The following is a 16307-nucleotide window of genomic DNA, read 5'->3' as shown; positions in this document are numbered from 1 at the left end:
TTTTTAATAGCACTTGAGAATGATCTGTCGGAGTGCATCAGGCGAGATCGTGATTTTTTTTGAAGTCCTCAGTATTAGGCAAAGAATGATTGAGTTTATTACTTAGTATTGAATTTTTGTTTTTATAATGAAGCGTCATGGAAAGGATAATGGCAAAAACTGCACAAGAGAGAACGGTTCTGAGGTTTCGCTTACAGAATAATAAAAACACAGTTCCTTGGCTAGCGGCCTGAGAGGAAGGCGCAAAGCCATTCATCCAATCTTCGAGATCTTCTTTTAACAAATGAACTGATTGATAGCGAAGTTCAGGGTCTTCTCTCATGGATTTACTGATGATAGATAATAATCCATTAGGGGCATGCTCAGGGTCGTTTTGGAAATCGGGATCTAAGGGCCCCCGAGAGCTAATCAGGCATTTTAATAAAACGCCTAGAGAATAAACATCACAGCGAGGGCTAGGATCAAATACCTTAGAGACCTTAAGTTCTGGCGCAATAAAGCCAGGGGTTCCACATAGTACGCGATTTTTTTTAAGTTCTTGTTTTGAATCTAGGTGGTAAGCTAAACCCCAGTCACAAACGAGAAGTTCACCAAAGGAGCCGGTTTGAATATTTTCGGGTTTTAAGTCTAGATGTATGACGTCTCGACTATGAGCATAAGATATAGCATCACAAATTTTAAGAAAAATGTTTACTTTGTTCTTCAGTGCGATGGCTGGAGCGTCAGTTTTTTGTTGGCTTTCTCTTCTGATGAAATCGGCTAAGTTTTCCCCTGTTAATAGAGGCATCGTGAAAAAGGGTTCACCCTTATCGTCATGGCCGATATCATATATAGGCATAATATTAGGATGTTCTAGCCTTGCGGTAATGGTCGATTCGCGGGTAAATTGCTCTAAGTCTTGTTGGCTACGGATATTTTTAAGGATGGCCATGGCGACTAATCTATCGCAAAGTTGATCATGAACTTTATAGATGTGTTTCATGCCCCCGCTACTTAAATTTTCGGGATTTTGGTAACGACAATCAGTAGAAGAAAAATCTAAATATGACTCCGGATTTATTTGAGGACTAGTCTGTTCCTCATTTTGTAAGAGATCTCCAAGCCCAGCATGCATATTTTCATATATATTAAGAGTGTCTTGGGGATCCATGTACTTTTCCTTTATAGATAATCATAACTATAGGGTAGAAAAAGAGCTTTGAAATTCTTAATCTCAAAGCTCTTATAAATTTATTTCATACTAATTGTTAGTGGCTGGCTTTGCCTGCGCCGCTTGGAATTCGGATACTTTCAATCATGTCCTGTACTTCTTGGGGAGGAGGTGGAGTGAAGTAACTGATGACAAAAGTGACAATGAAATTGATAATCATGCCGACAAAACCAATGCCCTCGGGAGATATACCAAAAAGGTAGTCTTTGTGATCAGCGATGAATTGGAAGTAAAAGATGTAGGCGAAAGTGAAACTTATGCCACTTATCATTCCGACGATAGCTCCTTCGCGATTTATCCGTTTTGAAAATATCCCCATAAGCAAAGTGGGAAAAAAGGATGAGGCAGCTAAACCAAAAGCAAAGGCGACGGTTTTAGCCACAAAACTCGAAGGAGGATTGATCCCAAAGTAAGAGGCAATGACGAGCGCCACAAAGGAAGCTATCCTGGCATAGGCCATTTCTTGCTTGTCAGACATATCGGGCTTAATAATTTTCTTCATTAAATCGTGAGAAATAGATGTGGAGAGAACTAAAAGAAGGCCTGCAGCAGTAGAGAGCGCAGCAGCTACACAGCCTGCCATAACTAGGGCAATTAACCATGGGGGTAAGCCCGCCATTTCAGGATTAGCTAAAACAATAATATCTCTATCGTAATAAACTTCATTAACATCATCGGATATTTCATTAGATACCAGTCTTTGGCCCTGCTCACCACGTTTCTCGCCATCCATGATAGGTTTGCCTACAAAAGCAGTGCCTTGACCATATTGAATGATTCCATCATTGTTTTTATCGACCCAAGCAATCATGCTTTGGTTTTCCCAGTTTTTGAACCAGCTTGGCGCTTCTTGATAAGTTTTGTTATTGATTTCATCAACAAGGTTGGTGCGGGCAAAGAGACCTAGCGCAGGTGCGGTGAGGTAAATGATGGCAATAAATGATAAAGTCCAGCAAGCAGATTTTCTGACTGCTTTAACACTTTTTACAGTAAAGAAACGTACGATAACATGTGGAAGACCTGCGGTACCAGCCATAAGAGCAGCGGTAATACAAAACATATCAATTGTACTTAGGGAACCATCAGTATATTTAGTGACGCCAAGTTCCACTGAGAGATCATTCATCTTTTGTAGTAAAGGGACAGCTTCGCCACCACCTTTAGTAAAGTCGCCTATTAATCCCATTTGAGGAATTACATTACCAGTTAAGGCGAGAGATATGAAAACTACAGGGATCGTGTAGGCGAAAACCATTACGCAGTACTGTGCCACTTGAGTATATGTAATACCTTTCATGCCGCCTAGTCCAGCATAGAAGAAAACAATACTGCCACCGATGATGACGCCAGTAGATATTTCAATACTAAACAAACGTGAAAATACGATGCCAACACCCCGCATTTGACCCATGATATAGGTCATGCAGATGAAAAGAGCACAGATAACGGCAACCACACGTGCAGTTTTAGAATAGAATCTATCTCCAATGAAATCAGGAACAGTCGCTTTACCAAATTTTCTTAGGTAGGGGACCATGAGTGTTGTGAGTAGCACAAAGCCACCAGTCCAACCCATGAGAAAGCGTGAGGCATCATATCCAGATGCAGCTACAATTCCCGCCATTGAAATAAAAGTTGCTGCAGACATCCAGTCGGCAGCAGTCGCCATGCCATTCGCAAAAGCAGAAACGTCTCCGCCAGCAGTGTAGTATTCTTTTGTTGAACCAGCTTTAGCCCAAAGTGCAATGCCGATATAAATAGTGAAGGTGATGCCAATAAAAATAAAGTTCCAAATATCTTGTGACATTAGTCTTCTTCTCCATAGCCATATTTATGATCTAGTTTATTCATTAAATATGTGTAGACAAGTAATAGGATTACGAAGCCAATAATAGCACCTTGCTGAGCCATCCAAAAGCCAAAAGGCGCATTGCCTATTTTTGGCATATTTGCATCCATCCAAGTTCGGAATATAATAGCACAACCAAAGCTGATAAATGCCCATATTATCAATATTGAGCCTACTATTTTTAGGCTTCCCTTATAATGCGCTGCAGCATTATTTTTACTCTCACTCATGTATACTCCTATAAATGTATATTAAATATATAAATTGATGATAAAACCCGTCATCAATAAACACCAAGATTTGAATTTTGTTTCGATAGCCCCTTTACATAATAAGCTTAATTTAGCAGAATTTTGCAAATCTGCGGGTTTTGGTGTCCGATAATGACCTTTGTACATAAGCACTACGGGATAGACAAGGCAGATTTGACATAGAGGAGGGAGGTTTCCAAGGTAAACAGCAGTCAAAAGAGAGAGGAAAGCGAGCGCGGTAACTACTCGATGAAGAGTGAAGCCATTTTCGATTCCTAAGCGTACAATTAGGTTATTTTTCTGGACTTGTTTATCTGCGCTATAATCGGGGATTTCATTCATCAAAATGATGGCAAAACCCAGGAAACCTAAGAAAAATGAGGGGAAAATAATTTCGGCATGAAGTTCGCCCACAATGCTGTAATACATGGCGCACATAATGAATAAACCATTATTTAAAAAAATGACGAGCTCTCCTAGTCCTCGGTGAGAGAATTTAAGTGGAGGAGCAGAGTAGCCCCAGCACGAAATGAGTCCGAGCAGTGCAAAGATTAAGACTTCAACTTTACTGAGGTAGGCGATGACACATGATCCAGCCAAGGCAATAGCGAAAAATAAGTATGACATTTTGAGAACTTTCTTGGGTGCGAGTTTACCTTCCTCAAGGACGCGAGTTCCACCACTGAAAGGCGTGTGGATCTCGACCAAGGCGTCATTTCCTGAAATATGATCATGATATTCGTTTATCATATCCGCTCCTAGGTGAAATAGTAAGCAACCCATAAGGATTAGGATAGTGAGCAGCGGATTAAAGATCTGATGATGCTGATAAATGAGGAGAGTCCCTAGGAGGACAGGCATTGCTGAGATGAAAAAAAAGCCCTGAGACATACGCATAACTTTCATCCAGTTGATCAAGTCTTCATTTTTTTCGGTGTATTTCATGTTTTCCTATAAGAAATTATTTTGATTTAGGAGAATGTAGTTTGCTTCAAATTTGTTGCAAGTCACCTATATTGTGCTAATTTCGTAAGCTATTTTCACAGGAGATTAATATATGAAGTTTTACAGCCTAATCCCTTTGGCTTTCATGGTTGCATGTACGAGTCAAAGTTCGAATGAATCAAATCAAGTAGTCAAAAAGAAGATTAACATTAAAAAATATGAAACGCCTTTAGTGTCGGTAGAAGTTAAGGATGACAAAGGTAAAATAGTCTCTCAAATAGAAGAGCAAGATATGACTATTTATAACTTGCGAATTAAAGAATACGAAGAAAAGAGTATTGCTGAACTAGAAGAAATTTTAAAAACGTCAAATGCGCAGTTGACTACGGTTGTAGTAGAAGCTTTATTTCATCGGGCAATGGATAATTATAATGTAGGAGTGATTAAAAAGAGAGAAGAGGGGGACTTAGATACGCCTCCGATCGATGTTAATCATATTGTTCGTATTTACGCCGGCTTGATGAAAGATAAAAGAGAAGTGGTTCTGGAAGATGATGATACCACGCTCTGGATGGAATCAAAAAGTATATATGAAAAACCCGAAATGAGAATCTATGCGGCTTATATGGCGCAACGAGTAACGAATGGGGATATAAAGCCTTATGCTTTTGAATTCATAAAACATCGTTCAGGCATTCTTTACTGTGTAAAAAATGATTTTGCACAAGAGAAAGAAGACGTCGCTAGCAACTGGCTCAAGTGGTGGGATAAATATGGCAAAGAGCAATACAAAGATTAAATTTGTATCAGCTTAGTTTTAGCTCTGAAACTCAGTAAGGCGGTGTGTAGTGCACCACTTAGAGTCGATGAGGTCTTTACTGTAAGTGAAGAAATTTATTAAAGCCGAGTAGATATACAGCGTTTAATGCTTGAGGAGTATTTTTGTTCGCTAAAAATACTCCTTGAACAATGAGTTCTAATTTGTCAGAATAGCGTGATGAGCTAGATAGTTTGGCCTTTTCAAGATTGTCGATAAGCTCGTCTACGAGTTCTTCATTTTCTGATATAGGAACGCTTATATAAAGTCCATCGAAGTATATAGATACTAGCTGCTCACTTTTGCGGATTTCATTTATAGTGCCCAGAGTTTGGAAGGTATGTTCTTTGTCAAAGAGTGTTGGGAAAACAGGAGAGTAGATCGAGGAGGCTAAGGCCTTTGCTTTTCTGTACGAGAGGTAATCATTTTTCCAGTGAGACTCTTTTGGGGCGTCAATTATGATGCGATCACGATGATAAGTGATGTTCACTTTGTAGTTGAGATCGATTAACTTAATTAAATCCATGAGGTTCCCATTTTCTAGCTTATAGCTAAGGGGGTTCTGTATCTTTATGGTTCCGTTATAGATTAGGTCATCATTTAGATTTTCAACCGTTCGTAGATTCGTACAGAACGGAATGTCGTCAAGTTGAATAGCAATGCCACTATTTTTACATTTATTATTAATGTAATTCACCAAGGAGAGAAATTGATCGGTATTAAAATTGAGAGATTTGAACTGGATGTTTTTGAGAGCGGCAATGGTTTCGTATTTGGGGAGCTGTAAGTCTAAGCCGTATTTTTTATTAGAAGCCGTATAGATTTTATTTAATTCGACTTCAATGAAATCATTGTTGAAATCCTTTAGGAGCTGGCTCTTACTTGAATGCATATTATCACAGAGCAAGGCAATAAAAAAACGTAGTTGCTGTGATTCAGGAGTCTCTAATTGATAGTATTTTTCAGTTAGAATTACTTGAAGCTGGAGGCCGTTATCGAGTAATCGTTTATGATACTCAGTAGGCGTGTTCTCAAAAAGAGCTTCGAGAGGCAGTGCTTTTTTTGTGCTTAGTTTGATGAGCTCGTTTATATATATAGCTAATCTGATGTTTTCGGGTGTTTCGCCCGTATCTATATAATTTTGATTTATGTAGATAGTAGAGCCTTCTCTGATTTCTTCCCAAAAAGGTGATGAATCCTCGGCAAAGATCCCAAGACTAAGGAAGATGAAGTACAAGAATCTCATTGTTTATTACACTCGAGGACAGTTTTCAGGAAATCATTAAAAGCACTTTTATTGTTTAGCTTTGCTTTGATAAGAGCTGACTTAGATGGGTTAGTTAGGGTATATAACATTAAGATATTCTTATCGGGAGAATTGAAGTTTTCAATTAATTCGGTACTTGCCTTAGCAATCACAAGATGAGCTTCTTTACTATCCAAAGGAATAGTTTCTTCAACGGGACCATAGATTTTCTGCGCAACAAAAGTGATGTCTTGCATGTCAAAGGATTTTATACGGTATTCTTTCGTTTCGTTTTCACTTAAGTTTTTTAGGGCTTCATAGAAATGGATACTTAAGTTTTGAGCATAAGTATTATTCGCTAAAAGAACAGAGATTTTTTTTATGTGTTGGCTAATGTTACCATGCTTATTACTTGAAAGAGCTTCGAGATGAAGAGCTAATTTTTTATTGATGGCAAGCTGCTTATTTTTTTTATCCTGTTTATCTTTTTGAGCCAAGGAAATTGGTGGAGGTGATTTAATGGTGGTTTTATTTTCCGCTAGCTTTTTAATTTCCTTAGCCTTGTTCAAATTTTCACTTTCTTTGAGTTTTTTTGGCGGAGTCTTTAGTTCATTATTCGTTTTTTTTAAGGCTTTTGGCTTTTGTTTTTTTAACTTTTTGGCTTTCTTAGCAGAAGGTGAAGTCTGAGGAGCTTTAATTGGAGAGGCATTTTTTGTTAGTAGATTTTCGGTAGCATTAGTATTACTGCTGACTGTGTTGTCAGGAGTAATCAGTTTTTTTTCTTCCAGTTTTTTCACGGGAGGGGCGCCTCGGTCAATATTGATCAGAAAGAGAGCTACGATAGCCAGTATAAAAAAACTGGCGATAGCCGCAATTAAAGTTTTTTTACTTTTGTCATTATTGGCTTTGACACGGTCGTATATTTTCGACTTACGATTTTTTTCACCCGCTATTTGGTATGAATTCGCTTTAACTTGGAGTTGGCGAAGTGCTTGGATGACTTCAGCCCAGGTTTGTGGACGGTCATTTAGGTCTTTTTGTAATAGGTGATCGACAAAGTCGGAAACCCCTTGAGGGATTTTTGCTTTCGCTTTTTTTAGAGAGATATGAGTTTCTTCTATTTGCATACGAAGAATTTCTTCATAGGAATCATGTTCAAAAGGTGGGTGCCCTGCGAGCATATGATATAAGGTAGCACCAAAGGAATAAATATCGGCTCGAGGATCACCATTCTTCCATTGATCGAGAATCATTTCTGGTGCGGCATACATGGGTGTGAGCATAATCCCATCGCTTTCGCCTTGGATTTCACCACCCATTCGTGCTAAACCTAAATCAGCTAATTTAGCTTCTCCTTGACGGGTAATAAGTATATTAGCAGGTTTGAGGTCGCCATGAGTAAGTTGGCGGGTTGTATTGCCATAGTGCAAACCTTCGGCAATTCCGGTTATTAGCGGCAATGCATCTTTGTAGATAATAGAATCGTGCTGTTTAATTAATTCTAAGACATCACCGCCATCAACAAGTTCCATCGCGAAGTAATAGAGTTTATCTTCAGTTTGGCCGACATCATATGCTTGGACAATGTTTTGATGTGTAAAAGCCGCAGCAGCCTGGGCTTCGCGAAAGAAACCTCTCAGGAAGTCCTGATCCTCAGTAGTGTGCTCAAAAAGAATTTTGATGGCAACTTTTCTGTTGAGGTTTACTTGTGTAGCTGAATATACCGTACCCATATTGCCGCTAGCAATTTTTTCTAGGATACAGAAGCCATTAATGAGTGTGCCTGGCGGTAATATTTTGAGCCTCGTTGATTATTGATTCGCACTAAGTTAAAAGAGCTCAAGTAAAATCCAATCTAAGAAAGCTTTCTTTTGAGTCACAAAGGCTCTTTTTTTATACAATATACGAATGAAGACCAGTCAATCTTACTTTTTAGAGAAAGTTGAAGTTTTTTAGAATTCAAAATCTTGCTTTCAGTGCCTGTTTCTTTGTTATCAAGTTTGATACTGTAGGATTTGGCGATTTCGTTCCAGCGTTTTGCGTGATTATCAGCACAAAGAAAATGTCCTCTTAAGGAGCCTTCGAGATGAGTGATATGAAAGCAGACTTCTGCGACAAGATCACTCTTGCAAAAGTTGACATATTTTTGGCCATTTTTAATGCGATTTAACCATTTTCGCGGAGTGCGCAAAGTTTCATCCCAGAGCAGGCCGCAATGGAGGATAGTGGCAAATTTTTCAAAGTAGCCTTCGCTAATGACTCGTGGGTGTGACGAGATCAAAGGGGCGTTTTCATCAATTACTTCATCTGCGTGAGAGACTTGAAATAAACTAGCAGTAGAAATGAGGATGATTTGATTGAAATTCTCTTGAGAAAATTGCGCAAAGGCTTTAGCTCTGTCCCCCATCATTTCAGTTGAGCAAGTAATGATGAGGGTCTTCGCTGGAGGGAGTTCATCGAAAGGGGATAATTCTAGGGAAAAATAGAAGTCAGCGGTATTCTCTAATGAACTTGATTGAACACTCTTAAATTTAGATTTGATGAATGAGCCTAGATAGCCGCTACCAATGATCAGCGTCTCAAGCATTTTAGTTAAGCATGCCGACAGTAAAAGCCTGTACTAAGCCGATTATAGCTCCCAAAAGTGCTCCAAAGGCGGTTATATACCTGAACTGCTCACGACTAAAGCCGAGGATGATTTCTTCGAGCTGTTGGATCTCAAGTTCATTAATACGAGTTTCAATTTTCTTGCGAATATCAAGGTGTCCACTACTAAGAGCTTCTTCAATCGCATTACTGAGACCATTGATAATGAGCTCTGTCATTGCGGGGGCTAAGGATGCAGCGATTTTTGTGTAGTCGAGTTGGCCAGATTGCTGTTCAATTTTTTCTTGAATGAGTAGGCGAGTATCATCAGTAGCAAATGAAGCTAGAGTTTCACGGCTGAGTTGCTCAATGCCTTCTAAGACTTTTTCACAGATTTTTCCTTTGAAAGGAGAGGCCACCATTGCTACCATTGAGCCTAGAGATTCTAAGGCATTATCAATCATTTTCTCTGCGAGTAGGGGTGCTTTTTCAATGCTGATTTTTACAAATTTATCCTTCGCAGTATCAACAAGTGCTGAATGGACCATGGAACTCGTTTGTTGTAAGAGTTCTGGATTGGCTAAAATCGTGGGGAGTTGTTTTTTTAATCCTTTCAAAATTTCTTTTTCAAGTTGATCATGCATATCTTGGGATGTTAGCATATCATGGATTTCTTTTCCAGATAAGAGGTGCTTTTCGAAAGTTTCGGCAATATTACCGGCAATGACCGTTCGTTGAGAAGGAATGACACCGGGTGTCATCGGGAGTTTAAGGCCAAAGACATATACGGGATTGTAAGGTCTAAAGAGCATTTTGATTGCGAGCTCATTTGTTACGGCGCCAATTATAGCACCGATCGCAGGCATGAGGATAAATTCTGTCATTGATATCTTCTGTTTTTATAAATTATGGTTCTATATATAGCCTTGGTTTCACTGAAAAACTAACAATGAGTGTTATTGTGTCAGTATAAAATATCAAAATGAGGTTTAATTATGCAGAAATATCATGATTTGAATGAAATTTCTCTTCAAGAGCGTTTAGAGCGGTGTGATGCAGAGCTCAAAGGGCTTTCCTTGGTAATGAATAAGCTACTTAAAAACATTGTTGTCTACAGTGATTTTTTGGAAGATGAACTTGAGGATTCAGCATCAGGAGAACGTTACCTCGAGAAATTACGTCATGATATTGAGCAAATTAAAATCATCTACTCAACAATTTCCCAAGACTTAGAGACCACAGTAGAGGAGCAAGAGAAAGTGAATTTAAGTGCTTTGCTCACGGCCTTTTTTAAGCGTACAAGAAAGTTACGAGACCTCGATGATGTGAATTTAGTTAATGAACAAGAAGAACTGATTATTCAGGCCAATATGAGTCATTTATCATCAGTATTTATGTTCATGCATTCATTGCTCGCAAAAGATAAAACGTATACTTTATCGGTTGAAAAAGTGAATATGTCTGAGCAAGAGGCTCTCAATGATGGGATTTATTACTCGATCGAGCTTAAAAGTTCTGATAGTATCAATGACTACGTACCTGTTAATTATGATGCGGCTGTTTTTGAGGAATCTGATCGCCGTGAAATGCTTTTTGTCTTAGGTGCCTTGAAGCGTTTTTCTGGAGCACTTTATTGCAATGAGAATGATGAGCAGATTTCCCTACAGTTACTTCTTCCTTCGATGGATTTCCACGCAGTAGGTGGGCAATTGGATGATGACCTCAATGCAGACTCATTAAAAGGTACTGAAACTATTTTAGTGGTTGATGATGAAGATATGATTTGGGATGTTCTGATTGAGAACTTACAAAACTTAGGCTATATCGTCTTGTTGGCAGAGAATGGTTTAGACGCGGTTGAGATTTATCGTGAAAATCCTGGTCAAATTGACTTGGTGATTTTGGATATGGTGATGCCGGAAATGAATGGTCGTGAGGCTTTTTATGAATTAAAGAAACTAGATGACGAAGTCAAGGTTTTGATCTCTTCTGGGTTTATGGCTGAGAATGAAGCTGGTGATCTGATTGAAGCGGGTGCGGCGGCCTTTTTAAGGAAGCCTTACCGCATGGTAGAATTAGCTAGAAAACTAAGAGAATTACTGACTTAGTAGAAGTCGGCTTCGTCTGAAAAATATCCGATAAGGATAAAACTTAATCGTTTTTATTTAGTTGCGACCAAAGCGTTTCTTTAACTCATTATCAGAGATATTGATGAATACTGGGCGCCCTTGAGGACAAGAGTAAGGTGTCTCGCAGGCATCTAAGTCTTCGAGTATCTTGCGACTCCCCGTCTCATTGAATTTCACGCGTCGGCAAGTCGCCGCCGAAATTGTTTTTGCAAGATTGATATGGATGTCGCGTTTCAAGCTATTGGGATTTTTGTGGAGGATATCAATTATCTCTTTTATAAGTCCCATGATATTATCTTCAGGGAAATTTAAAGGGGTGGTATCCAGCAGCCAGCTAGATGCACTCCGACATTCTATGCGGCGACCTCAACCTCTATTTGACATAATAACTGGCAGATCCTTTCCAAGTTGAATCCTATGGCGCTTATGAGAGTTTCTTGACGAACCCTCTTTAAGCCACAAACGGTAAATCGCTCAAGGTTGTGATAGTTCTTCAGCTTTGAAATACCTGCTTCGGAAATTGATCGGATATTTCTCGCAAGTTGGTAGTTTTCACTCTCATAAATATCTTCTCCTAAGAGCTTCTTTCCCTTTGAGCCACTAACACTGACTAATGTCGCCCCTTTTTCGATGGCATCATCTAAATTGGCGGCAGAGCTATATCCGTCATCCACACTGATCATCATTGCGGTCTCGCCCGTCATCTTTTTATTTTCATCAAGGCAATTACTGAAGGCCTTGCTGTCACTAGTATTTCCAGATTCTAGGGTGAATGATGTCAGAAAACCATTGGCACTAAAGGCGAAATTTGGTCGGTAGCCAAATACGGTTTCTCGACCACCCTTTTTAATAAATGCTGCATCATTATCACTCATGCTGTAAATTTTCCGTGCCGTCTTCGTATCGTAGTCCTTAGGAGCCATGTTGAAGCGATGTTCAACCATCAAAACTTTATCTATGAAGCGAGATAGACATTCGTCAATCATCAGAACTTTGGCACTTTCACAGTGTTGTTTAATTTGAGGAAGAGTCTTCTCCAGGCGAATAATAAATTTTCGGCACCTCGGTAAAAGTTCTTGCGTATAAAACTTTTGCCTCATTTTTCTTGCTCCTTTTTTTCCTTTAAGCATAGAGATCTCGAAATCCAGTTTACTCATATAATCACAGTAATTTTGCAGGCGTTTGAGAGGGATCTTTCTGCGCTCAACACAGGGAAGCTGATCATGAACGTCACTGATATTTTTCATCATTTTACAACTAAGGTTCTTTAGTAATTGACTATCGACAGGCCACGCTGAATCGGCCTTAATGGCTGTAGAATCAATAATCACTGCTGAAAAATCATCCAGGCCACACTCCTTAACGCAGTTCAAAATAGCTTGATGAAAAAGATTAAGGGTCTTCTCAGAAAGAGCAGAGACTTGTTCATGAATCGTATTGCGTGAAGGGAAGCTTCCTATGCCCAAGCGCCCAATAAACTGCTGCAAGGAACTATTCTCACATAGCATACTATAGCCTCGTTCACCGTAACAATTATCATAAAAGTGACGGGCTATGAACAACGCCACCACCAATTCAGCTGGGGGGTGTTTTTGGGTAGAGCTGTTTTTAAACTCGCGGTTTCTAGTGGCGGCTCTATCTTTACTCAACTGAAGTTGATCATCTTCAATTGCCTTTTTGATCTCTTGAAATTCAGGACGAAGTATGATTTGCCCCGCAATCTTCAATGGTCCGCATAAAATTCCTATAGTTTGCCGTAATTCCTCGATGAAATATTCGGGAAAAAGAGTATCGTACATTGAAAGTCCCACTTGCTGTTATTGTCGGTGTAAGCTACTACAATATAGGCGATTAAGTGGGATTTTTTATTGGAAATTATAACTTTAAGCTATTTTTTAATAGCACTTGAGAATGATCTGTCGGAGTGCATCCAGCTATGAGCACCAAAATGCCTCAGTCCTAAGCCGAGTTCATTGAGTTGCGTAGAGTATTTTTCGATTAAATGGGAATCACTGTGATTAAGTTCGAGACTAATCGGGATTAATAAAGCTTGTGTGTATTCTGTGTTGAGACGATAGTTATTCAACATTTGCTCAAAAATTACTCTTTCGCGGGCGGCTTTTAAGCACAGAATGATTAATCCATTCTCACCATGACAAAGCAAGTATTCTTTGTTGTAAAATGAAATGATATTTAATTTATTTAAGCCATGGCTAAAAGTTTCTTTTTCAGCACTTTCGGCCGAATTATCGATGGGCGGGCCTGTGTCATTACTCAATTCTGATTGGTGCTCATGAGTGTGGCTTTCGATGACGGGATTTTGGATGACTTTGTCATTAGTGTTTAGCGCATGTGTATGATTTGTCTCGTGAGGATCGAGTTGAGTAATAGCTGGCTGGATGTCAGGCGTGTTCTGGCTAAGAGGTCCAGTGTTATTCTCATTTGTGCGAGGGGCTTCAAAAGAAGGCGCGATTTTTTCCTGTAAAGGATTGTCTTGATTGAGCGTAAGACTGACTCGACTCGTTTCTACATGTACATTTGGCTGAAGGAAAGACGGGGCAAGTAGCTTGTGTTGAGAACCACTTAATTGGCGTAGTGCGAGCTCAAGTGCGTGGCTAATAACCTGGCAAAGAAGTTGGGGTTCACGAAAACGAACCTCTCGTTTTGCAGGATGAACATTGATGTCAACTCTCGAAGGATCAATATTAATATAGAGCACACAGGGAGCGAATTGTCCTTTATTGATAATGCCTTCATAAGCATTTCTTATAGCGCGGTTAATTTCTGGAGCAACAATAGGGCGCTGGTTGATGAAAAAACGTTGTTCGCGTGAATTGCCACGGGCTAATCCTGGGCGTGAGCATAAGCCTTTAACCGAGATACCAGCTTCTTGATAATCGACGTCAAGCATATCCTTGGCAGTTTCACGATTAACAAAGGAACTCAATCGTGTTCTCATATCAGAACTAGGGGGGATATTATACACTTTGCGTTTATCGCAATGGAGTTCCATGTGTATATCAGGCCTAGAGAGTGCCATTTGGATAAAAGTCTCTTGTATATGGAATTCTTCCGTACGCTGAGATTTCAAGAATTTCTTTCTGGCTGGAACATTATAAAATAACTTGGCGACACGCATGCATGTTCCTGGTGCACAGCCAATTTTTTCGACGGTCGAGATTTCTCCACCATTGACTTGGATCATGTTACCTTCAAGCTCATTGTGTAAGCGAGTTAAAATAGTGAAGCGAGAAACCGAGGCAATACTTGGAATAGCTTCCCCGCGAAAGCCGTAACTACTGATTGAATCAAGATCACTGGCATCACTTATTTTTGAAGTGGCATGTTGTTCGAGACAAAGTAAGGCATTATTTTGATTCATGCCAGAGCCATTATCGGAGACCTCAATTAGCGAGTTTCCTGCATTTTCCGTACGAATAATAATGCGAGTGGCACCCGCATCTATGGCATTATCAACCAATTCTTTTAGTACAGATGAAGGACGTTCTACAACTTCACCTGCGGCAATACGGTTAGCAATTTCAGCACTGAGGACTTTTACATCAGCCATTTAATTACTCAAGTTCTTTATAATGAATTCAGAATTAGGTGATTTTTCGATCAAGTTCTTCGGGAAGAGCTTTTGATAGTTGGTAAAGTTTTTCATTTTACTCATTAAAGATTCGAGACCACTCTTATTGGGAGTCGTCATTATAATGAGACTGAGGTAGTCAGCTTCTTTTTGAGAAAAGAGAGGGAGCTCGTTAAGTAAACGATAGGCGGAGTCACTTTGCTTATTGCTTAACATACATTTTGCGAGTGTAAGTCTAAGGTTTTTATTTAGTGGATAAATGTTGATCGCGTCTAAGCAGATGTTTTGAGCTTTTTGAGCTTGCTCAGAGGCAAGTAAACTATTTGCATAGCTTTGGATATAAGCAGGGTTGTCTTTGAAGTGTTGGTATGAGTTTGCAAAGATTTTATTGGCAAACTCATACTTCCCACCCAAGATAAGACCCTGTGCAGTAGCACTTTGGACCTCAAAGGGTATTTGTTGCCTTTTGCTAACATTACTAAGTTTCACATCTTTCTTTAATAAGAGGAGAGTAGAAAAAATAATTGCACAAAGGCAAGTAAGTAAAGCAATGATGGCTTTGTTAGTCATTGTCTTCTTTGTTGAGTCCACTTCTTAGGTAGGCTTGAATAAAAGGATCTAAATCACCATCTAAAACATTGTTGGTGTTACTTGTCTCGTATGTGGTTCTTAAATCTTTAATCATCTTGTAGGGATGTAAAACATAAGAGCGTATTTGATGACCCCAGCCAATGTCAGTTTTCACACTTGAATTGGCGTCGATTTCCGCTGCATGCTCAGCTTGACGCAATTCTTCAAGTTTAGCACCTAGCATTTTCATTGCGGTTGCACGGTTTTTGTGTTGAGAGCGTTCCATTTGGCAGGCTACAACAATTCCTGTAGGAATATGAGTTATGCGCACAGCTGAATCAGTTGTGTTAACATGCTGACCACCAGCACCTGAGGCACGAAAAGTATCGACTCGTAAATCTTTATCATCTATATCGACTTCGGCTTCATCACCGATATCGGGAACGACATCAATAGAGGTAAAGGAAGTATGTCTTCGTTTATTGGAATCAAAGGGGGATATACGCACTAAGCGGTGAACGCCACGTTCGGCTTTTAAGTAGCCAAAAGCCATAGGCCCTTGAATCATGAGTGTGCAGTTTTTGATACCTGCTTCGTCTCCTTCTTGGATTGAGACAATAGAAATTTTGAATTTTTTTGATTCGGCCCAACGGCGATACATGCGGAAGAGCATGTCGGCCCAATCACAAGACTCAGTTCCACCTGCACCAGCATTAATGGATAAAAAGCAGTCGCCGCTATCGTATTTTCCTGACAGGAAACTTAAAAGTTCGAGATCATCTAGAGCTTTTGTGAGTTCAGCCCACTCACCGTCCGCATCGGCCATTAATTCTGATTCAGCACCTTCTTCTTCGATAAGTTCAGCAAGAGTGAGGAAGTCATCAACACTGGATCCTAGTTCTGCATAGGGGGTGACTACATTTTTTAAAACAGATACTCGATCGACAGTGATTTTTGCGGTATTCGTATTCTCCCAAAAAGTAGCACTGCTCATTTCGAGTTCTAGTTGATTGAGTTCCTGAGTTTTAGTAGGTACGTCAAAGGTACCTCCCCAGATGTTCAAAACGATCTTGTATCGCTTTCACCTGTTTTTGTAATGCATCTAAATTCAT

The 16307-nt window shown here is 39.6% G+C and carries 15 protein-coding genes; 2 read left to right on the top strand and 13 right to left on the bottom strand.

Annotation, left to right across the window (positions count from 1 at the left end):
- Positions 1 to 37 precede the first annotated feature (37 nt).
- The 4 genes from PQO03_RS20850 to PQO03_RS20835 all read right to left on the bottom strand — a co-directional run bounded on the left by PQO03_RS20850 (position 38) and on the right by PQO03_RS20835 (position 4255).
- Complete coding sequence (locus PQO03_RS20850; RefSeq protein ID WP_274153143.1) at positions 38 to 1150, bottom strand: serine/threonine protein kinase; 1113 nt, start codon at positions 1148 to 1150, stop codon at positions 38 to 40.
- 97 nt (positions 1151 to 1247) lie between these two features.
- Complete coding sequence (locus PQO03_RS20845) at positions 1248 to 3017, bottom strand: sodium:solute symporter family protein (RefSeq protein ID WP_274153142.1); 1770 nt, start codon at positions 3015 to 3017, stop codon at positions 1248 to 1250.
- The gene (locus PQO03_RS20840; RefSeq protein WP_274153141.1) at positions 3017 to 3289 is read right to left on the bottom strand and encodes a DUF4212 domain-containing protein; all 273 of its coding nucleotides are present in this window, start codon (positions 3287 to 3289) and stop codon (positions 3017 to 3019) included. Before PQO03_RS20840 ends, PQO03_RS20845 begins: the two co-directional genes overlap by 1 nt.
- Positions 3290 to 3310: 21 nt before the next feature.
- Positions 3311 to 4255 (bottom strand): prenyltransferase, encoded by a 945-nt coding sequence (locus PQO03_RS20835; RefSeq protein ID WP_274153140.1) that lies wholly within the window; start codon positions 4253 to 4255, stop codon positions 3311 to 3313.
- A gap of 112 nt (positions 4256 to 4367) precedes the next feature.
- Between PQO03_RS20835 and PQO03_RS20830 the strand changes: the two genes are divergently transcribed.
- Complete coding sequence (locus PQO03_RS20830) at positions 4368 to 5054, top strand: hypothetical protein (RefSeq protein WP_274153139.1); 687 nt, start codon at positions 4368 to 4370, stop codon at positions 5052 to 5054.
- 76 nt (positions 5055 to 5130) lie between these two features.
- On the opposite strand, the gene PQO03_RS20825 is transcribed toward PQO03_RS20830, so the two are convergent.
- The 4 genes from PQO03_RS20825 to PQO03_RS20810 form a co-directional block, all read right to left on the bottom strand.
- Entirely contained in the window at positions 5131 to 6309 is a 1179-nt protein-coding gene (locus PQO03_RS20825; RefSeq protein WP_274153138.1) for a hypothetical protein, read from the bottom strand.
- A gap of 5 nt (positions 6310 to 6314) precedes the next feature.
- Positions 6315 to 8066 (bottom strand): serine/threonine-protein kinase, encoded by a 1752-nt coding sequence (locus PQO03_RS20820; RefSeq protein ID WP_274154325.1) that lies wholly within the window; start codon positions 8064 to 8066, stop codon positions 6315 to 6317.
- A gap of 128 nt (positions 8067 to 8194) precedes the next feature.
- The gene (locus PQO03_RS20815; protein ID WP_274153137.1) at positions 8195 to 8905 is read right to left on the bottom strand and encodes a hypothetical protein; all 711 of its coding nucleotides are present in this window, start codon (positions 8903 to 8905) and stop codon (positions 8195 to 8197) included.
- A 1-nt stretch (position 8906) separates the two neighbouring features.
- Positions 8907 to 9788: a DUF445 domain-containing protein gene (locus PQO03_RS20810; protein WP_274153136.1), complete on the bottom strand. Its 882-nt coding sequence runs from the start codon at positions 9786 to 9788 to the stop codon at positions 8907 to 8909.
- 111 nt (positions 9789 to 9899) lie between these two features.
- Between PQO03_RS20810 and PQO03_RS20805 the strand changes: the two genes are divergently transcribed.
- Complete coding sequence (locus tag PQO03_RS20805; protein WP_274153134.1) at positions 9900 to 11012, top strand: response regulator; 1113 nt, start codon at positions 9900 to 9902, stop codon at positions 11010 to 11012.
- 57 nt (positions 11013 to 11069) lie between these two features.
- Here PQO03_RS20805 and PQO03_RS20800 read toward each other — a convergent pair whose 3' ends face one another.
- From PQO03_RS20800 to prfB, 5 genes are all read right to left on the bottom strand, one after another.
- Entirely contained in the window at positions 11070 to 11321 is a 252-nt protein-coding gene (locus PQO03_RS20800; protein ID WP_274153132.1) for a hypothetical protein, read from the bottom strand.
- A gap of 65 nt (positions 11322 to 11386) precedes the next feature.
- Positions 11387 to 12832 (bottom strand): transposase, encoded by a 1446-nt coding sequence (locus tag PQO03_RS20795; RefSeq protein ID WP_274150944.1) that lies wholly within the window; start codon positions 12830 to 12832, stop codon positions 11387 to 11389.
- An 89-nt stretch (positions 12833 to 12921) separates the two neighbouring features.
- Entirely contained in the window at positions 12922 to 14604 is a 1683-nt protein-coding gene (gene mutL / locus PQO03_RS20790) for a DNA mismatch repair endonuclease MutL (protein WP_274153130.1), read from the bottom strand.
- Positions 14605 to 15195: a tetratricopeptide repeat protein gene (locus PQO03_RS20785; RefSeq protein WP_274153128.1), complete on the bottom strand. Its 591-nt coding sequence runs from the start codon at positions 15193 to 15195 to the stop codon at positions 14605 to 14607.
- Positions 15188 to 16307 (bottom strand): peptide chain release factor 2 gene (gene prfB / locus PQO03_RS20780; RefSeq protein WP_337993451.1). Its coding sequence is split into 2 segments (ribosomal slippage): positions 15188 to 16240 and positions 16242 to 16307, totalling 1119 coding nucleotides; the frame shifts between segments, so codons are not numbered across the junction. The genes PQO03_RS20785 and prfB overlap by 8 nt, the downstream gene beginning before the upstream one ends.

The organism is Lentisphaera profundi, assembly GCF_028728065.1.
GTDB classification, from domain to species: Bacteria; Verrucomicrobiota; Lentisphaeria; order Lentisphaerales; family Lentisphaeraceae; genus Lentisphaera; species Lentisphaera profundi.
The sequence above is the reverse complement of the archived record's forward strand: the minus strand, read 5'-3'. Positions and strand labels throughout refer to the sequence as shown.